Here is a 21,051-nt window from a genome sequence, read left to right on the forward strand (position 1 = left end):
GTGGCTGGGGCATCCGTCCGCATTTGTCGGATATCAATCAAGGGGGAAGGCCGAATGGACAAGATGTTGGCCATCGTGCAGCAGGCGCCGGGCGGCGTCGAAACGATGGAAATGGGGGAGTGGGACAAGCCGCGCGCCGCGCCCGGCAAATTGCTGGTGCGGGTGATGGCGGCCGGCGTCAACCGCGCCGACCTGATGCAGCGCGAGGGCCGCTACCCTCCGCCGCCGGGCGCCAGCCCGCTGATGGGGCTGGAGGTGGCCGGCGTGGTGGAAGAGGTGGTTGGCGATTCCGCCTTCCAGCCGGGCGACGCGGTGTTCGGCCTGGTGGACGGCGGCGGCTACGCCGAATACGTGCTGCTGGATGAGCCGCTGGCCATCGCCAAGCCGGATCAACTGTCCTGGGTGGAGGCGGCCAGCTTGCCGGAAGCCTGGATGACGGCGTGGTTCAACTTGGTGGTCAAGGCCGGCCTTAAGGCCGGCGAGCGGGCGCTGATCCATGCCGGCGCCAGCGGCGTCGGCGTCGCGGCGATCCAGTTGGCGCGTTTCCTGGGCGCGGAAGCCTTCGCCAGCGCCGGCAGCACCGAGAAGCTGGCCTTTTGCCGCGAGCTGGGCGCGAGCCAGGTGTTCAATTACCACGAGACGCCGGCTTTCGCCGCACAGGTGCGGGAGTGGGGCGGCGCCGACGCGGTGCTGGATCCGGTGGGCGCCAGCCATCTGGCGGAAAACCTGCAGGCGCTGAACCCGGACGGCAGGCTGGTGAATATCGGCCTGATGGGCGGCGTGAAGGCCGAGCTGGATTTTGGCCGGCTGCTGATGAAGCGCATCAGCCTGATCGGCTCCACGCTGCGCCCGCAACCCATCAAAGTGAAGGCCGAGCTGGCAGCCGCGCTGCGCGACCTGATCCTGCCGGCGCTGCTGGAAGGCAGGGCGCGCGCGGTGGTGGATAGCAGCTACCCGTGGACCCAGGTGCGGGACGCGCACGCTTACGTCGCCGACAATCGCAACTTGGGCAAGGTGGTGCTGACGCTGTTTCCGGTGATGGCCGGCGGCGACTGATCGGAAAGAGTAAAGCCGGTCAGGTCGCGGGCGGGATCGGCTTATTGCCGGCAGCGTCGGACAAAGAGGCCCAAAGGGCCTCTTTTCACACGCGATTGCTTGGTTTGATGGGCAGGAAGCGTTGGGCCGCAAGGTCTGATGTTTGTTCAAAGAGGCCTATCGCGCGGCAAGTGAAAGACGGCTGCTTTCGCATTGGCGCCGCCGCATGGGCATCCGACAAATGTGGGGCGATTCAGTTGACACTCCCCCGCTGAACTGCGAACCTTCCCGCTTCAATTTTTTTGCCAGCACCGCCATGAAAATCACCTCCAACACCGCCGTCACTCTGCGAATGAAAGTCACAGACAGCCAGGGCCTGGTTTACGACGATGGCAAGAACCCGGTTTCCTACCTGCACGGCGATTACGACAACCTTTTCTCCAAACTGGAAGCCGCGCTTGAGGGCCAGGAGGCAGGCTTTCAAACCACGCTGGAACTTGCGACCGAAGACACCTTCGGCGAGCGCGACGAAGCGCTGGTCACCACCATGCCCAAGGCCGAATTCCCGCCCGGCGTCAAGGTAGGCGGACAGATCCAGCGTCTTGGCCCGGATGGCGAGCGACGCTACTATTTCGTCACCAAGATCAAAGGCCCCGTTGTTTTGCTGGACGGCAACCACCCGCTTTGCGGCAAGACCCTGCGCTTCGCCCTTAAAGTCGTGGATGTGCGCGAGGCAAGCGCCGAGGAAATCGCCCACCAGCATGTGCATGGCGAGCACGGGCATCAGCACTGATACCGCCTGCCTTCCACAAACAAAGCCCTCCCCATTCCGGGAGGGCTTTGTTTTGCCGGGACTCCGTGCGCTTCCGGGGGGGGGCACGCCATCCTGAACGCTTTGCCATCGCTAGTTTTGACGAGTTATGGCGGCTGGCCGCGCGCATGAAAAAACGGAAGCCCGAGGGCTTCCGTTTGTTTTGCGTCGCGTTTGGGCTTGGAGATCAACCCACCCAGCGGCGAGCCGAGGCGAACATCCGGTACCAGCCGCCGTTCTCGCCCCATTCCGCCGGATGCCAGCTGTTCTGCACGGAGCGGAACACGCGTTCCGGGTGCGGCATCATGATGGTGAAGCGGCCGTCCGCCGTGGTGACGCCGGTGATGCCCGCGGGCGAGCCGTTGGGGTTCAGCGGATAGGTCTCGGTGGCGCGGCCGTCGAAGTCGATGTAGCGCAGCGCGGCCAGCGCCTGGTCTTGCGCGCCCGGCGCGAACACCGCGCGGCCCTCGCCGTGGCTGACCACCACCGGCAGGCGGCTGCCCACCATGTCGGACAGGAAGATGGACGGCGACGCGGTGACTTCCACCATCGCGAAGCGCGCCTCGAACTGTTCCGACGCGTTGCGGTGGAACTTAGGCCAGTGCTCGGCGCCCGGGATGATGGACGACAGGTTGGACATCATCTGGCAGCCGTTGCACACGCCCAGGGCGAAGGTGTCGCCGCGGCCGAAGAAGGCTTCGAACTGTTCACGCGCGCGCGGGTTGAACAGGATGCTCTTGGCCCAGCCTTCGCCGGCGCCCAGCACGTCGCCGTAGCTGAAGCCGCCGCAGGCCGCCAGGCCCTTGAAATCGGCCAGCTGCACGCGGCCGGCTATGATGTCGCTCATGTGCACGTCCACCGCGTCGAAGCCGGCGCGGTCGAACGCCGCGGCCATTTCCAGCTGGCCGTTGACGCCCTGCTCGCGCAGGATGGCCATGCGCGGACGCTTGCCGGTGCCGATGTAGGGAGCGGCCGGGTCGCCGTGCACGTCGAAGGACAGCTGGGCGAACAGGCCGCGCGGCTTGGCGTGGCTGCGCAGCAGCTGCTCGCTGTCGGCGCAGGCCGGGTTGTCGCGCAGGCGCTGCATGCGGGCGCTGGTTTCGGACCAGGCGCAGAACAGCTCGCTGCGGCTTTCGCTGAACAGGTCCTTGCCCTTGTGCTTGATCACCAGGCGGTCGTGGCTGTTGGTGCGGCCGATGACGAACAGCTCGCGGCCGATGCCGGCCTTCATGAAGCGGGAGATCACTTCCGGCGTGTCGGCCTTCTTCACCTGCAGCACCGCGCCCAGTTCCTCGTTGAACAGCACGCGCATGATGCGGCCGTGGGTGGCGGCTTCCAGCGTCGGCTGCACGTAGTCGTCGATGATGCGTTGGGTGTTCTGGCGCTCGATCACCAGCTCTTGCAGATCGATGCTGGCGCCGACGTGGCCGGCGAACATCATTTCCGCCAGCGCGGCGAACAGGCCGCCGTCAGAACGGTCGTGGTAGGCCAGCAGCTTGTCGTCGCGCAACAGCGACTGCACCACGCCGAAGAAGGCGCCCAGCTGCAGCGGGCTTTCCACGTCCGGCGCGCGGCCCTTCATGTCTTTCCACACCTGGCCGTAGATCGAGCCGCCCAGGCGGCAGCGGCCGTAGCCGAGATCGATCAGGATCAGGTCGCTGTCCTTGATGTCCTTCAGGTCCGGAGTGACGGTCTTGCGCACGTCGTCCACCGGCGAGAAGGCGGAAATCACCACCGACAGCGGAGCGGTGACGGCTTTTTGCTCGCCGTCTTCCTGCCATACGGTCTTCATCGACAGCGAATCCTTGCCCACTGGGATGCTGACGCCCAGGCTCTGGCTAAGCTCGGAGACGGCCTGCACGGTGCGGTACAGGTTGGCGTCTTCGCCGGGATGGCCGGCCGGGGCCATCCAGTTGGCGGACAGCTTGACGTTGCCCAGATGGCCGACGAAGGCGGCGGCGATATTGGTCAGCGCCTCGCCGATGGCCATGCGGCCGGAGGCCGGGCCGTCGAACAGCGCGGCCGGCGTGCGTTCGCCCATCGCCATCGCTTCGCCGCGATAGGTGTTGAAGCCCATGGTGGTGACGGCCACGTCGGCCACCGGCACCTGCCAGCGGCCCACCATCTGGTCGCGCGCGGTCATGCCGCCGACGGTGCGGTCGCCGATGGTGATCAGGAAGGACTTGTCGGCCACGGTCGGGTGGCGCAGCACGCGGTAGGCGGTTTCGCGCAGCGGGTACTTGGACGCGTCGAAGGTGTGCAGCGCGGTTTCCAGCGTCTTGGCGTCGCGGGTCATCCGCGGCGGCTTGCCCAGCAGCACTTCCAGCGGCATGTCCACCGGGTTGTTGCCGAAGTGGTCGTCGCGCACCTGCAGATGGCCGTCGTCGGTGGCCACGCCCAGCACTGCGAACGGGCAGCGCTCGCGCTCGCACAGGGCGGTGAAGCGGTCCAGGTCCTCCGGCAGGATGGCCATCACGTAGCGCTCCTGCGCTTCGTTGGACCAGATCTGCATCGGGGTCATGCCCTTTTCTTCCAGGTTCACCTTGCGCAGATGGAAGATGGCGCCGCGGCCGGCGTCGTTGACCAGTTCGGGGAAGGCGTTGGACAGACCGCCGGCGCCCACGTCATGGATGGAGACGATGGGGTTGGCTTCGCCCTGCTGCCAGCAGCGGTCGATCACCTCCTGGCAGCGGCGCTCGATTTCCGGGTTGCCGCGCTGCACCGAATCGAAGTCCAAGTTTTCGCTGTTGGCGCCGGTGTCCATCGACGAGGCAGCGCCGCCGCCCAGGCCGATCAGCAGGCCGGGACCGCCCAGCTGGATCAGCAGCGCGCCTTCCGGGATTTCATTCTTGTGGATCTGCTGCTGCTGGATGCTGCCCAGGCCGCCGGCCAGCATGATGGGCTTGTGATAGCCGCGCATCTCGCCGTTGAATTCTTCCTCGAAGGCGCGGAAATAACCAGTGAGGTTGGGGCGGCCGAATTCGTTGTTGAACGCCGCGCCGCCGATCGGGCCTTCCAGCATGATCTGAAGCGCCGAGGCGATGCGGCCCGGCTTGCCGTACTCGGGCTGGTCGTCGCGGTAGGCTTCCCACGGCTGCTTGAAGCCGGGGATGTTCAGGTTGGAGACGGTGAAGCCGGTGAGGCCGGCCTTGGGGCGCGAGCCGCGGCCGGTGGCGCCTTCGTCGCGGATTTCGCCGCCGTTGCCGGTGGACGCGCCGGCGAAGGGCGAGATCGCGGTCGGGTGGTTGTGCGTTTCCACCTTCATCAGGATGTCGGTGGGTTCGCTGGTGTACGCGTACTGGTGGCTGCCCGGCTGCGGGTAGAAGCGCTCGATGAAGGCGCCCTCGATCACCGAGGCATTGTCCTTGTACGCCACCAGCGTGCCCTGCGGGTTGGCGTCGTGGGTGTCGCGGATCATGCGGAACAGCGATTTGCCTTGTTCGACGCCGTCGATGATGAACTGGGCGTTGAAGATTTTGTGGCGGCAGTGTTCGGAGTTGGCCTGGGCGAACATCATCAGCTCGACGTCGCTGGGATTGCGCTTCAGCTTGATGAAGTTCTCGACCAGGTATTCCACTTCGTCGTCGGACAGCGCGAGGCCCAACTGGACGTTGGCCGCCTCCAGCGCGGCGCGGCCGCCGGCGAGGATGTCCACGCTGGCCATCGGCTGCGGGTCGATATGGGTGAACAGCTTTTCCGCGTCGTCCAGCGAGGACAGCACGGTTTCCGTCATCCTATCGTGCAAGAGGCCCGCCAGGGTGTGGCGAGCCTCTTCACTTAAAGATTTAGCGGCGGACTTGATTCGGAAAGCGGTGCCGCGTTCGATCCGCCGGATATTCGGCAATCCGCAATGCCGGGCGATGTCGGTTGCCTTTGACGCCCATGGCGACAGGGTGCCGATTCGCGGCGTGACCAGGAACAGTTCGCCTTCCGGCTCAGTGTTCAGCGGCGCTTCGCCGTAGCTGAGCAACTGGCCCAGCACGCCGATTTCCTCCAGCGAGAGCTCGCCGTCGCTTTCCGCAAAATGCCAGTGCTCGGCCGTCAGGACGATATCCTTCAGCCCGGCATCGGCCGCTGCCGCCTGCAGTTTTTCGAGACGAAACGGTGACAGGGCAACGCCACCGCGCAGCTTGGTAATGTAAGACATTAGACACCCGCGACAAGTACCAGGAAAGGGCGTCATAATACAGCAAAACATCGCTGCATTTAAGGCGTCAGCGGAAGATACCGCCGCCGCGCGGCATTTTTTGCTTTTTACTCTAATGTCATTGGTTTTATTCGGGAGCATTGCGCAATGAAAAAGGTCGAAGCCATCATCAAGCCGTTCAAGCTGGACGAGGTGCGCGAGGCCTTGTCGGAGATCGGCATCAATGGTCTGACCGTATCCGAGGTCAAGGGCTTCGGCCGCCAGAAAGGCCACACCGAGCTGTACCGCGGCGCCGAGTACGTAGTGGATTTCCTGCCCAAGGTGAAGATAGAGGTGGTGCTGCCGGATGATCTGGTGGAGCGGGCGATCGAAACCATCGTCGAAACCGCGCGCACCGGCAAGATCGGCGATGGCAAGATCTTCGTGGTGCCGGTGGAGCAGGTGGTGCGCATCCGCACCGGCGAAACCAACGAGCAGGCGATCTGACCCGCTCGGAATGAATGGCGAAAGGCGGCCTGGGGCCGCCTTTTTTGCGCGCTTAGCGCGCCAGGATCAGGCGCAGGCCCAGCCCGATGAAGACGGCGCCGGCGATGCGGTCCAGCCACTGGCTGGCCTTGCGGCTCTTGGCCAGCCATTGGCCGACGTGGCCGGAGAAGTAGCCGAGCGCGCCGAAGATCAGCGCGCCCTGCAGCGTGAACAGCGCGCCGAGGATGGCGGTCTGCAGGCCGACAGGCCCCTGCGCCGGGTTGACGAACTGCGGCAGGAAGGCGAGGAAGAACAGCACCACCTTGGGATTGATCGCGTTGGCGATCAGGCCGCGGCGGAAGGTGGCGGCCAGCGAGCCTTGGGGGCCGCTCGCTTGGGCATTGGCGTCGAAGCTGGCGCCGGAGCTGCGGATCGCGCCCCAGCCCAGGTAGACCAGATAGGCGCCGCCGGCGATCTTGAGCGCCGCGAAGGCGAGCGGCGAGGCGGCGATCAGCGCGCTGACGCCCAGCGCCGCCAGCAAGGTGTGGTTCAAGCAGCCCAGCGCGCAGCCCAGGCCGAAGGCCATGCCCTGGCGGCGGCCGCGGGAAATGCCCTGGCTCAGCACCATCAGGTTGTCGGGGCCGGGGGTGACGGTGATCAGCATGGCGGCGGCGAGAAACGCGGCCAGTTGCGGCAGGGTGACGAGCATGGCGGATTTCCGGGATTTGTTTGACTGTCGTCGATAAAACCATTTCCGGAAGGCCTTGGCAATGGCATGACGGGTGACAAGCGGCAACGCCGCTACTAGAATGCGGCAGGTTATTAGCGAGGATCGTTTTATGCCGTCTTTTGATGTCGTTTCCGAAGTAAACAAGGTGGAAGTGCGCAACGCGCTGGACCAGTCCAACAAGGAAGTGTCCACCCGTTACGATTTCAAGGGCAGCGACGCCCGCATCGAATTCAACGACAAGGAAGTGACGCTGTTCGCCGATACCGAATTCCAGCTGGACCAGGTCAATGAAATCATGGTGGCCAAGCTGGCCAAGCGCAGCGTCGACGTGCGCAGCCTGGACTACGGCAAGCTGGAGAAAGTGTCCGGCAACAAGGTGAAGAAGGTGCTGAAGATCAAGGAGGGCCTGGACAGCGACCTGGCGAAGAAGATCGTCAAGCTGCTGAAGGATTCCAAGATGAAGGTGCAGGCCAGCATCCAGGGCGAGGCGGTGCGCGTGTCCGGCGCCAAGCGCGACGTGCTGCAGGACGCCATCGCGCTGCTGAAGCAGGACATCGCGGCCGATCTGGAGAACGGCGCGCCGCTGCAGTTCAACAACTTCCGCGACTGATTCCCGCCGCGAGGCGTGTCAGTCACGCAAAAAGGAGACCCTCGGGTCTCCTTTTTCATTGCCTGCGGCTGGGCAGGTTCTCAGCGCTGGCCGGCGCGCCAGGCTTGCAGCCCGCTCCACACCTCGGCGGCCCGCGCTTCCACGCCTGCCGGCGCGGCCGGCAGCGGCAGCCGGCATTCGCCGACGGCCAGGCCCTGGCTGCGCAGCATCGCCTTCACCGACATCGAGTACACCGAATCATCGGTATTCGAGTAAGCGTAGGATGGCAGCAGCGCGGCGTTGATCTCGCGGGAGCGGACGACGTCGCCTTGCTCGAAGGCGGCGATCATCGCGGCGAATTCCGGCCCGGTCCAATGGGTGGAGGTGCCCACTACGCCGACCGCGCCGACGGCCAGCAGGGACAGGGTCAGCGCGTCGTCGCCGGAATACAGCTCGAACTGGTCGCCGGCTTCGGCCACCAGTTCCGCGGCGGCGGCGGGGTCGCCGGTGGCGTCCTTGAATGCGACGATATTGTCCACCTCGCGGAACAGCCGCAGCAGCACGTTGTGGGCGATGCGGCGGCCGGTGCGGCCGGGCACGTCGTACAACATCACCGGCAGCCGGGTGGCGGCGGCCAGCGCGCGGAAGTGCGCCTCGATGCCGGCCTGCGGCGGGCGGTTGTAGTACGGCGACACAAGGAACACGCCGGCGGCGCCCGCGGCTTCCGCCTTGGCCGTCATGTCCAGCGCGTGGCGGGTATTGTTGCTGCCGGTGCCTGCCAGCACCGGGACGGTCACCGCCTCGCTGACCGCGCGGATCAGGTCGAAGCGTTCGGCGTCGGAGAGCGTCGGCGCCTCGCCGGTGGTGGCGGCCAGCACCAGGCCGTCGCTGCCGCTGGCTGCCAGATGGCGCGCCAGCGTACAGGCCATGTCGAGGTTCAGCCGGCCATCGTCGTCGAACGGCGTCACCATCGCCGTCAGCACCTTGCCCCAGTGTTTTGCCATGTCAGCCCCTTTTTATTTTTGCGTGAAGACAGGCCGGGATGATACTCCTCGGCCCCGGGCGGGGAAACCCGAGCGGATTACCAGAGCTTGGGGTCCAGTTCCTTGAGGCGCTGTTCGGTGCGCTCGATCTTGCAGTCGAGGAAGACGGCGTTGCGGATGCTGCCGTCGATGTAGATCTGGTACTTGGTGTTGCAGTCGGCGTCGCGGAAGGCGATCCATTTGCGCTGGGCCTGGATCAGCAGCGCGGACGGCTTGTCTTTGGCACCGCTCTGGGCTTCGTCGGCGCGTAGTTTTTTCAGCAGCTCGCGGTAGCGTCCGTTGAGCGCCTTGTCGCGGGCGTCGAACTGCTTCTGTTTACAGTCGTTGATTTCCAACGTGCTGTTGGCGTTCTGGCAGGGGTCGTCTTCGGCCAGCGCGGCATGGCTGGCGAACAGCGCCAGCAGGGCGAGGAGGCAGGGCTTCATCGCGAAACTCCATTGTGAGGGACAGCTTGCGATTATAGCCCTGCCCGGCGGGCGCATCGCGTCCGCCGGCCCCTCGGTTCAGGCGCGCAGCCAGCCTGGCAGCAGGCGCTCCGCGGGCAGGGTGCCCAGCGCCGCGCCCCCTACGATCATGGCGATGGCCAGCGCGGCGGAGCCGTTGAGCGCGGCCTGGCCGGAAGCCACCAGCATCAGGGTGGACAGCAGCGGGGTGGCGTTGCCCAGCGCGCCGGTCTGGCGCGGATCGCCCAGCTGCATCGCGCGGTTCCAGCACAGGAAGGCCGCGCCCATCGGCAGCAGGCCCAGCACGGCGATCATCAGCCATTGGATGGCCGACGGATGGGCGGCGGGCTCGGTGGCGAAATGCAGGCCCAGCGCCAGCAGGCCGGAGGCGAAGCAGTAGCCGCCGACGGCGTTGTCGGAGGTGGCCGGCAGGCGGCGGGTGAACAGGCTGTAGGTGGCCCATACCACGGCCGCGCCCAGAGCCATCAGATAGCCGGGCAGCGCGGCCATCGATAGCGACAGCTTGCCGCCGGTGACGATCAGCGCCGCGCCGGCGAAACCGATCAGGCTGCCCAGGATGTGGTTGGCACCCAGGCGGGTGCCGGGCACCAGCAGCGGAGACAGCAGCACCATCAGCAGCGGCCAGACGTAGCTGAGCACGGTGGCGTCCATCACCGGCGCCAGCCGGTAGGCGTTGAACAGGAAAAAGTAGAAGCCGAAGATGCCGTAAACCCCGTTGGCGAAGTTCTTGGGCGGCACCTTCCAGTCGGCGATGCGGCGCACGGTCAGCAGGCTGCCCAGCATCAGCCCGACGCCGGCGACGAAGAAGGGCGGCAGGGCGTGGGTGAGGGCGCTGAGGGTGGCGACGGACGCCCACATGGCGATCGCGGCGAGCGCGTACAGCATCGCTTGGTTCATCGATGTCTCTCGTATTTGTTTTATATGGAGATATTTTAGGTGGAACGGTGGAGTGTAAACCAGTTGTTACATCAAGTGGCGCTGTTTTCGTCGTTTGGGGAGGCGCGCTGGCATGGTCGCGCGGCCACAAGGCGTTTGATCCAAATCATGAGTCCATGCTTTGTACCGATCGGGCAGTTGCCTGCGCCATAGGTTTGCGGCCTAGTGTTAAGGATGAGTTTCGTTTCCATCCTGGAGCCGGCCGCGGTCATGGCCGGGCGGGCTCCGCCACGACAGGAGGCAAGCCATGAATAGCATGAAGGCAGCGGTATTTGTCGCGCCCGGCAAGATAGAGCTGCGGGAGAAACCGATTCCGGCGGTGGGGCCGGGCGACGCGCTGGTGCGGATCACCACCACCACCATCTGCGGCACCGATGTGCACATCCTCAAGGGCGAGTATCCGGTGGCGTCCGGCCTGACCATAGGCCACGAGCCGGTGGGCGTGATCGAGAAGCTGGGCGCGGGCGTCAAGGGCTATCGGGAGGGACAGCGGGTGATCGCCGGCGCGATCTGCCCCAGCTTCACTTCCTATGGTTGCCAGGACGGCCATCCGGCGCAGGACGGCGGGTGCGAGTGCCATGGCTACAAGCCCATGGGCGGCTGGCGCTTCGGCAATACCATAGACGGCACCCAGGCCGAGTACGTGCTGGTGCCGGACGCCCAGGCCAATCTGGCGCCGATTCCGGACGGGCTCAGCGACGAACAGGTGCTGATGTGTCCGGACATCATGTCCACCGGCTTTTCCGGCGCGGAGGCGGCCAACATCAAGATCGGCGACGTGGTGGCGGTGTTCGCGCAGGGACCGATAGGCTTGTGCGCGGTGGCGGGCGCGCGCCTGCGCGGCGCGTCGTGCATCATCGCGGTGGACGGGATAGACGACAGGCTGGCGATTTCGCGGCGGTTGGGCGCCGATGTCACGCTCAATTTCAGGCAGGTGGATGTGATCGCGGAGATCATGAAGCTGACCGGCGGCCGCGGCGTCGATTCGGCTATCGAGGCCTTGGGCACCCAGGGCACGTTCGAATCCGCGCTGCGGATATTGAAGCCGGGCGGCACATTGTCCAGCCTGGGCGTGTATTCGAGCGATCTGAGGATTCCGCTCGACGCCTTCAATGCCGGCCTGGGCGACAAGAGGATCGTGTCCTCGTTGTGCCCGGGAGGCAAGGAGAGGATGCGGCGGCTGATGAACGTGCTGGAGAGCGACCGGCTGGACCTGTCGCCGCTGGTCACCCACCGCTACAAGCTGGACCAGATCGTCGAAGCCTACGACCTGTTCTCCCACCAGCGCGACGGTGTGCTGAAGGTGGCGATCAAGCCTTTCTAGCCCGCTCTGACGGCCGGATCAGCCAGCCTGGTCCGGCTCCATCAGCTCCACGCCATCGCTTTCCGACAGCGTCAGATAAACGGCGGATTGCAGCGCTTCCACCGCGTGCGGGACATGGGCGTCGATGAACAGGTGGTCGCCCTTGTTCAGCACATGTTCCCCCACTTTGAGCCGGCCGGCGGTGACGAAAACCTGTTCGGTGCCCGGGTGCTGGTGCAGCGGCAGCTTCGCTCCCTTGGCCAGTTTCAGCAATGCCGAACCGCCGCCGTCCGGATTGCGGCGCAGCCAGGTGAAGTCCACGCCAGGAAAGGGTGTGGGGCTCCAGTGCCAATCGGTGGAGGAGGTCAGTATCGGGGCGGGGGTGCTCATGGCTGCGGGTTCCGTTTGGTGTTCGATCAGGCCTGCGCGGATGGCAATGATTTTGGGATGATCGTCGGTGTCGCGCTGGCTGATTGTCATTATCCCACGAAATCTGGCGAGAAACTGCCGGCAATATCGCCATTGGGATATGAAAACGGGGATGCCTTGCGCATCCCCGCTATTTTTCAGCGACGCGGCCGGTTTTTTTAGAAAGCGTCACCCGGCACCCGTACCCAGCCTTCCATCAGCACGCGGGCGCTGCGGCTCATGATGGCTTTGGTCACCACCCACTCGCCGCGCTCCTCGCGGGCTTGCGCGCCCACGCGCAACGTGCCGGACGGGTGGCCGAAGCGCACCGCCTGGCGCTTGCCGCCGCCGGCGGCCAGGTTGACCAGGGTGCCGGGGATGGCCGCGGCGGTGCCGATGGCCACCGCCGCTGTGCCCATCATCGCGTGGTGCAGTTTGCCCATCGACATCGCCCGCGCCAGCACGTCGATGTCGGACGCTTTCACCGGCTTGCCGCTGGAGGCGGTGTAGTCGGCCGGCGGCGCGACGAAGGCGATCTTGGGCGTGTGCTGCCGAGTGGCGATCTCGTCCAGGCTCTTGATCAGCCCCATTCTCAGCGCGCCGTGGGCGCGGATGGTTTCAAAGCGGGCCAGCGCCGCCGGGTCGGAGTTGATCGCGTCCTGCAGCTCGGTGCCGGCATAGCCGATGTCGGCGGCGTTGACGAAGATGGTGGGGATGCCGGCATTGATCAGCGTGGCCGGGAAGGCGCCGACGCCGGGCACCTCCAGCGTGTCGACCAGCTTGCCGGTGGGGAACATCGCGTCGCCGTCGCCTTCGTCGGCCGGGTCCAGAAATTCCAGCTGCACTTCGGCGGCGGGGAAGGTGACCCCGTCCAGTTCGAAATCGCCGGTTTCCTGCGGCTGGCCATGGGTGACCGGCACGTGGGCGATGATGGTCTTGCCGATATTGGCCTGCCAGATGCGCACGGTGCAGACGCCGTCGGCCGGCACGCGGGCCGGGTCGATCAGGCCGCCGGCGATGGCGAACGGGCCGACGGCGGCGGACAGGTTGCCGCAGTTGCCGGTCCAGTCGACGAAAGCCTTGTCGATGGCGACCTGGCCGAACAGGTAGTCGACGTCATGATCCGGCCGCGCGGACTTGGACACGATGACGGTCTTGCTGGTGCTGGACGTCGCGCCGCCCATGCCGTCTATCTGCTTGCCGTACGGGTCCGGGCTGCCGATCACGCGCAGCAGCAGCTTGTCTCGGGCCGCGCCGGGCTGGCGGGCGGCTTCCGGCAGGTCCTGCAGCCGGAAGAACACGCCTTTGCTGGTGCCGCCGCGCATATAGGTGGCGGGGATTCGGATCTGGGCCGGGTGAGCCATGCTGTCCATCCTGTTTCTTTGTTGAATAGCCGGCGGTGGCCGGCTGCAATGGTTGATCAGGCTTGCGCCGCCGCCAGGAAATCCTGAGCGAAGCGCTGCAATACGCCGCCGGCTTCGTAGATCGACACTTCCTCGGCGGTATCCAGCCTACAGGTCACCGGCGCCTGGACGGTTTCGCCGCCGCGGCGGCGGATGACCAGGGTCAGCTCGGCGCGCGGCTTGCGCTGGCCGATCACGTCGTAGGTTTCGGTGCCGTCGAGTGCCAGCGTTTTGCGATTGGTGCCGGGCTTGAACTCCAGCGGCAGCACGCCCATGCCGATCAAATTGGTGCGGTGGATGCGCTCGAAGCCTTCGGCGACGATGGCTTCGACGCCGGCTAGGCGTACGCCCTTGGCCGCCCAGTCGCGCGAGCTGCCCTGGCCGTAGTCGGCGCCGGCGACAATGATCAGCGGCTGCTTGCGGTCCATATAGGTTTCGATGGCTTCCCACATCCGCATCGTCTTGCCTTCCGGCTCGACGCGGGCCAGCGAGCCCTGGCGGACCGAGCCGTCGCTGTTCAGCACCATCTCGTTGAACAGCTTGGGATTGGCGAAGGTGGCGCGCTGCGCGGTCAGGTGGTCGCCGCGGTGGGTGGCGTAGGAGTTGAAGTCCTCCTCCGGCAGGCCCATTTTCGCCAGGTATTCGCCGGCGGCGGAATCCATCAGGATGGCGTTGGATGGCGACAGGTGGTCGGTGGTGATGTTGTCCGGCAGCAGCGCCAGCGGGCGCATGCCCTTGAGCGTGCGCTCGCCGGCCAGCGCGCCTTCCCAGTACGGCGGGCGGCGGATGTAGGTGGACTGTGGCCGCCAGGTGTACAGGGGGCTGACTTTTTCTCCGCTGCGCTGGCGGATGGCGAACATCGGCTCGTAGACCTGGCGGAAATGTTCGGGCTTCACCGCCTGCTTCAGCACCGCGTCGATCTCTTCATCGGACGGCCAGATGTCCTGCAGGCGGATGTCCTTGCCGCCGGCGACGCCCAGCACGTCCTTCTCGATGTCGAAGCGCATGGTGCCGGCGATGGCGTAGGCGATCACCAGCGGCGGCGAGGCGAGGAAGGCCTGCTTGGCGTACGGGTGGATGCGGCCGTCGAAGTTGCGGTTGCCGGACAGTACCGCCGTCGAGTACAGATCGCGGTCGACGATCTCCTGCTGGATTTTCGGGTCCAGCGCGCCGGACATGCCGTTGCAGGTGGTGCAGGCGAAGGCGACGATGCCGAAGCCCAGCTGTTCCAGCTCGGACAGCAGGCCGGCTTCCTTCAAGTACAGCTCGACGGCTTTGGAGCCCGGCGCCAGTGACGATTTTACCCACGGTTTGCGGACCAGGCCCAACCGATTGGCGTTGCGCGCCAAGAGGCCGGCGGCGATCACATTGCGCGGGTTGCTGGTGTTGGTGCAGCTGGTGATGGCGGCGATGATCACCGCGCCGTCCGGCATCAGGCCTTGCGCTTCCTGCGCACGGGCTTCGGCGAGGTTGGCGGCGATGCCGCGCTCGGCAAGCAGGGACACCGGCAGCCGCTTGTGCGGGTTGGACGGGCCGGCCAGATTGCGGACGACGCTGGACAGGTCGAACTTCAGCACGCGCTCGTATTCTGCCGTTTTCAGGCTGTCCGCCCACAGGCCGGCAGTCTTGGCGTAGTTTTCCACCAGTTTGACCTGCTCGTCGCTGCGGCCGGTCAATTTCAAATAAGCGATGGTCTGCGCATCGATGAAGAACAGCGCGGCGGTGGCGCCGTACTCGGGGGCCATATTGGAGATGGTGGCGCGGTCGCCCAGCGTCAGCGCCGCCGCGCCTTCGCCATAAAACTCGAGATAAGCGCCGACGACCTTTTGCTGGCGCAGGAATTCGGTCAGCGCCAGCACCACGTCGGTGGCGGTGATGCCGGGGCCGGGTTTGCCGGTCAGCTCCACGCCGACGATGTCCGGCAGCCGCATCCACGACGCGCGGCCGAGCATCACGCTTTCCGCTTCCAGGCCGCCGACGCCGACGGCGATCACGCCCAGCGCGTCGACGTGCGGGGTGTGGCTGTCGGTGCCGACGCAGGTGTCGGGGTAGGCGACGCCGTGGTCGGCGTGGATTACCGGCGACATTTTCTCCAGATTGATCTGGTGCATGATGCCGTTGCCGGCCGGGATCACGTCCACATTGTCGAAAGCGGTCTTGGTCCATTCGATGAAGTGGAAGCGGTCTTCGTTGCGCCGGTCTTCGATGGCGCGGTTTTTCTCGAAAGCCTGCGGATCGAAGCCGCCGCATTCCACCGCCAGCGAGTGGTCGACGATCAGTTGCACCGGCACCACCGGATTGACCTGGGCCGGGTCGCCGCCTTGGTCGGCGATGGCATCGCGCAGGCCGGCCAGGTCCACCAGCGCGGTCTGGCCCAGGATGTCGTGGCAGACCACGCGCGCCGGAAACCACGGGAAGTCGCGCTCGCGCTTGCGGTGGACGATCTGCTCCAGGCATTCGGTCAAAACGGCCGGCTCGCAGCGGCGGACCAGGTTTTCGGCGTGGATGCGGGCGGTGTAGGACAGCTTGTCCCAGGCGCCGGGCAGGATGGCGTTGACGGCGGCGCGGGCGTCGAAGTAGTCGAGCCCGGAGCCGGGCAGGGCGGTGCGGTATTGGCGGTTCATGTCTGTCTTTCGCTCAGTCGCGGCCGCTGTCGGGCAGCCGTTGCAGAAAGTCGCTGTAATGCAGGGTGAAGCCTTGCTCGTCGACGATGATGTCGGCGGCGAAGCCCGGGGATTCGTAGCGGTAGCAGGGCATGCCGTCGTGGTCCGGCAGGCGGGTGTAGCGCTGTGGGCAGATGGCCGGCGTCAATGACGGCAGGCGCACGAACAGCATCGACAGCTCGACGCTGTCGCCGATGCCCAGTTTCAAGCGGCGGATGGGAAAGGCATTGGTCAGGCCGCAGGATTGCAGGTCCAGCTCCCGGCAGCCGTCCCAGGCGGGCTGCGCCTGGCCGTTGACCAGCCAGCGGCCGCTTTCGGTGTGTTGCAGCGTCAGCTGCCTGGGTTCGGGCGCGGAAACATCGATGTGGGCATGGCTGAGCCTGCCGTGGTGGTCCAGCTGCATCCGGTAGCGCAGGCTGGCGCCGGTGTCGGCATGCAGCAGGCTGCCGCTGGCGGACAAGGAGAGGCCGGCGCCGGTTTCGATTTCCGCCTGCTCCAGCCCCGGGCAGTCCAGGCGCTGCCAGAACAACATTTGCTTCATTTACTGCTCCAGTATGGCCGACGCGGCCGGGCGGCCGCGTCGCTCGCTGCTTGGCTTAGCGTTTTTCCAGCGGGATGTAGGCTTGGTCTTCCGGGCCGATGTAGTTGGCAGATGGGCGGATGATCTTGCCGTCCTGGCGCTGCTCGATCACGTGCGCGCTCCAGCCGCTGGTGCGCGAGATCACGAACAGCGGGGTGAACATCGCGGTCGGCACGCCCATCGCGTGGTAGCTGACGGCGGAGAACCAGTCGAGGTTGGGGAACATTCTCTTGACGTCCCACATCACGGTTTCCAGGCGTTCGGCGATGTCGAACATCTTCATGTCCTTGTTGCTCTTGGACAGTTCGCGCGCCACTTCCTTGATCACCTTGTTGCGCGGGTCGGAAATGGTGTACACCGGGTGGCCGAAGCCGATCACCACTTCCTTGCGCTCCACGCGGGCGCGGATGTCGGCTTCGGCCTCGTCCGGGCTCTCGTAGCGCTGCTGGATCTCGAACGCCACTTCGTTGGCGCCGCCGTGCTTCGGGCCGCGCAGCGCGCCGATGGCGCCGGTGATGGCGCTATGCATGTCGGAGCCGGTGCCGGCGATGACGCGGGCGGCGAAGGTGGAGGCGTTGAATTCGTGCTCGGCGTACAGGTTCAAAGAGGTGTGCATCGCGCGCACCCATTCGGCCGAAGGCTTGACGCCGTGCAGCAGGTGCAGGAAGTGGCCGCCGATGCTGTCGTCGTCGGTTTCGACGTCGATGCGCTTGCCGTTGTGGCTGTAGTGGTACCAGTAGAGCAGGATGGAGCCGAACGAGGCCATCAGGCGGTCGGCGATGTCGCGCGCGCCGGCCAGGTTGTGGTCGTCCTTCTCCGGCAGCGCGCAGCCCAGCGCGGAGGCGCCGCTGCGCATCACGTCCATCGGGTGGGCGCCGGCCGGCAGCGCTTCCAGCACCGCTTTCACCGAGGCCGGCAGGCCGCGCAGCGATTTCAGCTTCTTCTTGTAGCCGGCCAGTTCCGCCTGGTTCGGCAGCTTGCCGTGCACCAGCAGGTAGGCCACTTCTTCGAACTCGGCCTTGTCGGCCAGATCCAGGATGTCGTAGCCGCGGTAGTGCAGGTCGTTGCCGCTGCGGCCGACGGTGCACAGCGCGGTGTTGCCGGCGGCGACGCCGGACAGTGCGACGGATTTCTTCGGTTTGCCGGTCAGAACCACTTCAGTCATGCAATTTCTCCTTTGTCAGACTTGGGGCGATGCCGCAGCCCTTGAATTGTTATTGCTTGCCGGCGGCGAACAGCTGGTCCAGTTTCTTTTCGTATTCGTGGTAACCCAGGTGGTCGTACAGATCCATCCGGGTCTGCATCTTGTCGACCACGGCTTGCTGGGTGCCGTCGCGGCGGATGGCGCCGTACACTTCCAGCGCGGCCTGGCTCATGGCTCGGAAGGCGGAGAGCGGATATAGCATCAAGGCGACGCCGTTGGCGGCCAGTTCTTCGGCGGTGTAGAGCGGCGTGGAGCCGAACTCGGTGATGTTGGCCAGCACCGGCACCTTCACCGCGTCGGCGAAGCGCTTGTACATGGCCAGATCGGTCATCGCTTCCGGGAAGATCATGTCGGCGCCGGCTTCGACGCAGGCGACGGCGCGTTCGATGGCGGCGTCCAGGCCTTCCACCGCCAGCGCATCGGTGCGCGCCATGATGACGAAGCTGTCGTCGCGGCGGGCATCGGTGGCCGCCTTGACGCGGTCTATCATTTCATCCTGCGGGACGATGGCCTTGTTCGGGCGGTGGCCGCAACGCTTCTGCTGCACCTGGTCCTCGATGTGCACGGCGGCGACGCCGGCCTTCTCCAGGCTGCGCACGGCGCGGGCGATGTTGAAGGCGCCGCCCCAGCCGGTGTCGATGTCCACCAGCAGCGGCAGATCGGTGATGTCGGTGATGCGGCGGGCGTCGATCAGCACGTCTTCCAGCGTGGTGATGCCGAGATCGGGAATGCCGCAGGACGAGGCGGCGACGCCGCCGCCGGACAAGTACAGGGCCTTGAAACCTGAGTGTTCGGCCAAACGTGCAGCGTAGGCGTTGATCGCCCCCACCACTTGCAATGGTTTTTCGGCGGCCACGGCCTGGCGGAAACGCTGCCCGGGAGTGCTCATGAAATGCTCCTGACGGTGGGGTGGATTAGTTGCCTGTCATTCAAGCAAGTGCTTGGTTGGAGTGTAAAGGCTCTAGAAAATGCTGGCAATAGTTGATAATCGGATGTTCAAGTTTTGCGCTGGGAGTGATATGTTTCGCAACGTCCTCGCCAGTGGGAACTCGGGCTTTAAACCGTGGTCTAGATCACAGTCCACGTAACGACCACATAGAACAGTGGGCAAACCAGGGAGCATAACAACGACTATGAGTGATCGGGACATCGATCAACAGTTGGTGGAACGTGCCCAGCGAGGTGAAAAAAGAGCTTTCGATCTGCTTGTTGCAAAGTATCAGCGACGTCTCGCCAGGTTGTTGTCGCGTTTCATACGCGACGGTTCTGACATCGAGGATGTGACGCAGGAAGCGTTTATCAAAGCGTATCGCGCTTTGCCATCATTTCGAGGTGAGAGCGCGTTTTACACATGGCTGTACAGGATCGGCATCAATACGGCCAAGAATTTCCTCAGCGCCAACGGGCGTCGCCCGGTGGTGAACAGCGAGATAGAGGACGAGGATGGCGAGAGTTTCGACATGGCGTCGCAAATTCCCGACATGAACACGCCCGAAACCGAGCTGATGAACAAGGAGATTCTGGCTACGGTCAATGCTGCCGTGGAGGCCTTGCCGGAGGAGTTGCGCACTGCCATCTCGCTTAGGGAGATGGAAGGGCTGTCCTACGATGAGATCGCCAGGGTGATGGATTGTCCGATAGGTACCGTGCGTTCGCGGATTTTCCGCGCTCGCGAGGCGATTGCTGCTGAGCTCAGGCCTCTGCTGGATACGGCCAAGAACAGAAGGTGGTAAGTATGAAAGAAACGATATCCGCACTGATGGACGGTGAACTGGACGGGCCCGATGCCGACAAGGCCATCGCCGCCATCGCCGGAGACAAGGACCTGGATGATGCCTGGGAAGGGTACCATCTGATCGGCGACGCGATGCGCGCCAACCGCCTGTCCTCGCTTAATGTGAGAGCCAAGGTGGCGGCTCGCCTGGCGGAAGAGCCGACGGTCCTGGCGCCGCGTCGCTGGACGCGTCCGCGCAAGGCGCGCACCGCGAGCGCGGTGGCGCTGGCCGCGAGCGTCAGCTTCGCCGCAGTCGTGGGTTGGCAGCAGCTGTCCCACCGCAACGCTCCGCCGTCGGCGATCGCCGATCGCGGCGTGCCGGTGCAGATCGCCAAGCCCGCCGCGGCGATGGATCAGGACGATCCCTATGTGCTGGCGCACCAGGAGGTGACCGCCGACCAGAGTGTGATGCGCGTGTCCTACGGAAACGGAGCTCGCCACTGATGCATGTCGTTCCTCTGATTGGTGTTTTGATGCTGGGGGCCGCGTGCGCGGTCCATGCGGAGGATGACATGCAGCTGCTGCGTAATGTCGGCAACGCCGGCAGGCAGCAGCCGCTGGATGGCACCTATCTGCATCAGATGAATGGCACGCTGGAAACTTTCCGCATCGTCCGTCAAGGACAGGGCGACAATGTGCGCGAAAAGCGCACCTCGCTGGACGGTCCGACGCGGGAGGTGGTTCGCAAGGGAAGGGGGCTGACCTGCTTCGCGCCCGACAAGCGCGCCTTGATGGCGTGCAAGATCAGCGCGATGCGGCTGTTCCCTGCCTTGCTGCCCGATGATTTGGACGATATCACCCGTTCCTATGTCCTCAAGCGCACCGGCTATGATCGCGTGGCCAAGCGAGACTGCCAGTGGCTGGATCTGCAGCCTCGGGACGCGCAGCGCTACACGATGCGGATGTGCATAGAACCCACCACCTATCTTCCCTTGAAAGTGATGACCCTGTCGCCGCGCGGCGATGCGGTCGAGCAGTTCACCTTCACCGATGTGGAGCTGGGCGGGGCCAAGGATAAGCGGGCGTACGTCTCCAAGCTGTCGCAGCGTTTCCAGTTGCGTTCCAGCGCATCGGGAGGCAGTGAGGAAGCGGCTGCGCCGCAGGGCGAAGTGACCGGACTGCCGCAGGGCTTCCGGGTGCTGCGTTCGGTCCAGCGCGTGCTGCCCGGACAGGGCGGCAAGCCGGTCCGGCACATGGTGCTGAGCGACGGTCTGGTGATGCTGTCGGTGTTTGTCGAGCCGCCTCCGCCGGAGCATGCGCGCCTGGAAAAGGTGGGCAATCTGCACGGGGCGATCAACATGGCCACCAGCTACCAGAGCGACATGCAACTGACCGCGGTGGGCGATATGCCGCAAACCGCGATGATGGCTCTGCTCAAGGGCTTGCATGTCAACGGCAAGGGGGAGTGAGCCCATGCCGGGCAGGCTTTCCGGTCGATGAAAGCGTGACTGGCCATTTCCCATCGAAAGCATGCGGAAGTGGCCAGTTTTGCGTGA

Annotated in this window: 19 protein-coding genes; 8 read left to right on the forward strand and 11 right to left on the reverse strand. The window is 65.2% G+C overall.

Features of this window, described 5'->3' with window-relative positions; all coding sequences use genetic code 11:
- The first annotated feature begins 54 nt into the window (after positions 1–54).
- Positions 55–1,056, forward strand: a complete 1,002-nt coding sequence (locus VA599_RS00725; protein WP_346787346.1) for an NAD(P)H-quinone oxidoreductase — start codon at positions 55–57, stop codon at positions 1,054–1,056.
- Between the two features lie 295 nt (positions 1,057–1,351).
- Positions 1,352–1,828 carry an FKBP-type peptidyl-prolyl cis-trans isomerase gene (locus tag VA599_RS00730; protein ID WP_031296673.1) on the forward strand — a complete coding sequence of 159 codons (477 nt, stop codon included), beginning with the start codon at positions 1,352–1,354 and terminating at the stop codon, positions 1,826–1,828.
- Positions 1,829–2,033: 205 nt separating this feature from the next.
- Here VA599_RS00730 and purL read toward each other — a convergent pair whose 3' ends face one another.
- Positions 2,034–5,993, reverse strand: coding sequence for a phosphoribosylformylglycinamidine synthase (purL, locus tag VA599_RS00735; RefSeq protein WP_346787347.1), 3,960 nt, complete (start codon positions 5,991–5,993; stop codon positions 2,034–2,036).
- A gap of 147 nt (positions 5,994–6,140) precedes the next feature.
- On the opposite strand from purL, the gene VA599_RS00740 reads away from it, so the two are divergent.
- Complete coding sequence (locus VA599_RS00740; RefSeq protein ID WP_011135593.1) at positions 6,141–6,479, forward strand: P-II family nitrogen regulator; 339 nt, start codon at positions 6,141–6,143, stop codon at positions 6,477–6,479.
- Positions 6,480–6,531: 52 nt separating this feature from the next.
- Here the strand turns inward: VA599_RS00740 and VA599_RS00745 are convergent, their stop codons facing one another.
- Positions 6,532–7,167, reverse strand: coding sequence for a LysE family transporter (locus VA599_RS00745; protein WP_166440791.1), 636 nt, complete (start codon positions 7,165–7,167; stop codon positions 6,532–6,534).
- 130 nt (positions 7,168–7,297) lie between these two features.
- On the opposite strand from VA599_RS00745, the gene VA599_RS00750 reads away from it, so the two are divergent.
- Positions 7,298–7,798, forward strand: a complete 501-nt coding sequence (locus VA599_RS00750) for a YajQ family cyclic di-GMP-binding protein (protein ID WP_021478047.1) — start codon at positions 7,298–7,300, stop codon at positions 7,796–7,798.
- An 80-nt stretch (positions 7,799–7,878) separates the two neighbouring features.
- On the opposite strand, the gene dapA is transcribed toward VA599_RS00750, so the two are convergent.
- The 3 genes from dapA to VA599_RS00765 all read right to left on the reverse strand — a co-directional run bounded on the left by dapA (position 7,879) and on the right by VA599_RS00765 (position 10,181).
- Positions 7,879–8,781 (reverse strand): 4-hydroxy-tetrahydrodipicolinate synthase, encoded by a 903-nt coding sequence (gene dapA / locus VA599_RS00755; RefSeq protein WP_346787348.1) that lies wholly within the window; start codon positions 8,779–8,781, stop codon positions 7,879–7,881.
- A 77-nt stretch (positions 8,782–8,858) separates the two neighbouring features.
- Positions 8,859–9,245, reverse strand: a complete 387-nt coding sequence (locus VA599_RS00760) for a lysozyme inhibitor LprI family protein (protein ID WP_021478045.1) — start codon at positions 9,243–9,245, stop codon at positions 8,859–8,861.
- A 78-nt stretch (positions 9,246–9,323) separates the two neighbouring features.
- Positions 9,324–10,181 (reverse strand): DMT family transporter, encoded by an 858-nt coding sequence (locus VA599_RS00765; RefSeq protein WP_346787349.1) that lies wholly within the window; start codon positions 10,179–10,181, stop codon positions 9,324–9,326.
- Positions 10,182–10,467: 286 nt separating this feature from the next.
- On the opposite strand from VA599_RS00765, the gene VA599_RS00770 reads away from it, so the two are divergent.
- Complete coding sequence (locus VA599_RS00770; RefSeq protein ID WP_346787350.1) at positions 10,468–11,544, forward strand: NAD(P)-dependent alcohol dehydrogenase; 1,077 nt, start codon at positions 10,468–10,470, stop codon at positions 11,542–11,544.
- A gap of 18 nt (positions 11,545–11,562) precedes the next feature.
- Here the strand turns inward: VA599_RS00770 and VA599_RS00775 are convergent, their stop codons facing one another.
- The 6 genes from VA599_RS00775 to prpB form a co-directional block, all read right to left on the reverse strand.
- On the reverse strand, positions 11,563–11,913 hold the full coding sequence (locus VA599_RS00775) for a cupin domain-containing protein (RefSeq protein ID WP_161627494.1): 351 nt from the start codon (positions 11,911–11,913) through the stop codon (positions 11,563–11,565).
- 197 nt (positions 11,914–12,110) lie between these two features.
- A complete protein-coding gene (prpF, locus tag VA599_RS00780) occupies positions 12,111–13,295 on the reverse strand; it encodes a 2-methylaconitate cis-trans isomerase PrpF (protein WP_346787351.1) in 1,185 nt (394 codons plus the stop codon).
- 56 nt (positions 13,296–13,351) lie between these two features.
- A complete protein-coding gene (gene acnD, locus VA599_RS00785; RefSeq protein WP_346787352.1) occupies positions 13,352–15,958 on the reverse strand; it encodes a Fe/S-dependent 2-methylisocitrate dehydratase AcnD in 2,607 nt (868 codons plus the stop codon).
- A 13-nt stretch (positions 15,959–15,971) separates the two neighbouring features.
- A complete protein-coding gene (locus VA599_RS00790; protein WP_346787353.1) occupies positions 15,972–16,538 on the reverse strand; it encodes a putative glycolipid-binding domain-containing protein in 567 nt (188 codons plus the stop codon).
- A 55-nt stretch (positions 16,539–16,593) separates the two neighbouring features.
- On the reverse strand, positions 16,594–17,742 hold the full coding sequence (prpC, locus tag VA599_RS00795) for a bifunctional 2-methylcitrate synthase/citrate synthase (RefSeq protein WP_021478038.1): 1,149 nt from the start codon (positions 17,740–17,742) through the stop codon (positions 16,594–16,596).
- A gap of 49 nt (positions 17,743–17,791) precedes the next feature.
- Complete coding sequence (gene prpB / locus VA599_RS00800; RefSeq protein ID WP_104947018.1) at positions 17,792–18,670, reverse strand: methylisocitrate lyase; 879 nt, start codon at positions 18,668–18,670, stop codon at positions 17,792–17,794.
- 244 nt (positions 18,671–18,914) lie between these two features.
- On the opposite strand from prpB, the gene rpoE reads away from it, so the two are divergent.
- The 3 genes from rpoE (at position 18,915) to VA599_RS00815 (ending at position 20,964) form a co-directional block, all read left to right on the forward strand.
- A complete protein-coding gene (gene rpoE, locus VA599_RS00805; protein WP_021478036.1) occupies positions 18,915–19,514 on the forward strand; it encodes an RNA polymerase sigma factor RpoE in 600 nt (199 codons plus the stop codon).
- A gap of 2 nt (positions 19,515–19,516) precedes the next feature.
- A complete protein-coding gene (locus VA599_RS00810; RefSeq protein ID WP_021478035.1) occupies positions 19,517–19,999 on the forward strand; it encodes a sigma-E factor negative regulatory protein in 483 nt (160 codons plus the stop codon).
- Positions 20,000–20,067: 68 nt separating this feature from the next.
- Positions 20,068–20,964, forward strand: coding sequence for a MucB/RseB C-terminal domain-containing protein (locus tag VA599_RS00815; RefSeq protein WP_231177961.1), 897 nt, complete (start codon positions 20,068–20,070; stop codon positions 20,962–20,964).
- Positions 20,965–21,051 lie beyond the last annotated feature (87 nt).

It is taken from the genome of Chromobacterium indicum (assembly GCF_039708975.1).
Taxonomy (GTDB): Bacteria; Pseudomonadota; Gammaproteobacteria; order Burkholderiales; family Chromobacteriaceae; genus Chromobacterium; species Chromobacterium piscinae.

Bases quoted from the DNA above. Each gene is read 5' to 3' on its own strand.
- VA599_RS00775 (WP_161627494.1), bottom strand. From the start codon at position 11,913: ATGAGCACCCCCGCCCCGATACTGACCTCCTCCACCGATTGGCACTGG.
- prpF (WP_346787351.1), bottom strand. From the start codon at position 13,295: ATGGCTCACCCGGCCCAGATCCGAATCCCCGCCACCTATATGCGCGGC.
- VA599_RS00725 (WP_346787346.1), top strand. From the start codon at position 55: ATGGACAAGATGTTGGCCATCGTGCAGCAGGCGCCGGGCGGCGTCGAA.
- VA599_RS00810 (WP_021478035.1), top strand. From the start codon at position 19,517: ATGAAAGAAACGATATCCGCACTGATGGACGGTGAACTGGACGGGCCC.
- VA599_RS00770 (WP_346787350.1), top strand. From the start codon at position 10,468: ATGAATAGCATGAAGGCAGCGGTATTTGTCGCGCCCGGCAAGATAGAG.
- VA599_RS00750 (WP_021478047.1), top strand. From the start codon at position 7,298: ATGCCGTCTTTTGATGTCGTTTCCGAAGTAAACAAGGTGGAAGTGCGC.
- VA599_RS00730 (WP_031296673.1), top strand. From the start codon at position 1,352: ATGAAAATCACCTCCAACACCGCCGTCACTCTGCGAATGAAAGTCACA.
- prpC (WP_021478038.1), bottom strand. From the start codon at position 17,742: ATGACTGAAGTGGTTCTGACCGGCAAACCGAAGAAATCCGTCGCACTG.
- purL (WP_346787347.1), bottom strand. From the start codon at position 5,993: ATGTCTTACATTACCAAGCTGCGCGGTGGCGTTGCCCTGTCACCGTTT.
- acnD (WP_346787352.1), bottom strand. From the start codon at position 15,958: ATGAACCGCCAATACCGCACCGCCCTGCCCGGCTCCGGGCTCGACTAC.
- VA599_RS00815 (WP_231177961.1), top strand. From the start codon at position 20,068: ATGCAGCTGCTGCGTAATGTCGGCAACGCCGGCAGGCAGCAGCCGCTG.
- dapA (WP_346787348.1), bottom strand. From the start codon at position 8,781: ATGGCAAAACACTGGGGCAAGGTGCTGACGGCGATGGTGACGCCGTTC.
- VA599_RS00765 (WP_346787349.1), bottom strand. From the start codon at position 10,181: ATGAACCAAGCGATGCTGTACGCGCTCGCCGCGATCGCCATGTGGGCG.
- VA599_RS00745 (WP_166440791.1), bottom strand. From the start codon at position 7,167: ATGCTCGTCACCCTGCCGCAACTGGCCGCGTTTCTCGCCGCCGCCATG.
- VA599_RS00740 (WP_011135593.1), top strand. From the start codon at position 6,141: ATGAAAAAGGTCGAAGCCATCATCAAGCCGTTCAAGCTGGACGAGGTG.
- VA599_RS00790 (WP_346787353.1), bottom strand. From the start codon at position 16,538: ATGAAGCAAATGTTGTTCTGGCAGCGCCTGGACTGCCCGGGGCTGGAG.
- prpB (WP_104947018.1), bottom strand. From the start codon at position 18,670: ATGAGCACTCCCGGGCAGCGTTTCCGCCAGGCCGTGGCCGCCGAAAAA.
- rpoE (WP_021478036.1), top strand. From the start codon at position 18,915: ATGAGTGATCGGGACATCGATCAACAGTTGGTGGAACGTGCCCAGCGA.
- VA599_RS00760 (WP_021478045.1), bottom strand. From the start codon at position 9,245: ATGAAGCCCTGCCTCCTCGCCCTGCTGGCGCTGTTCGCCAGCCATGCC.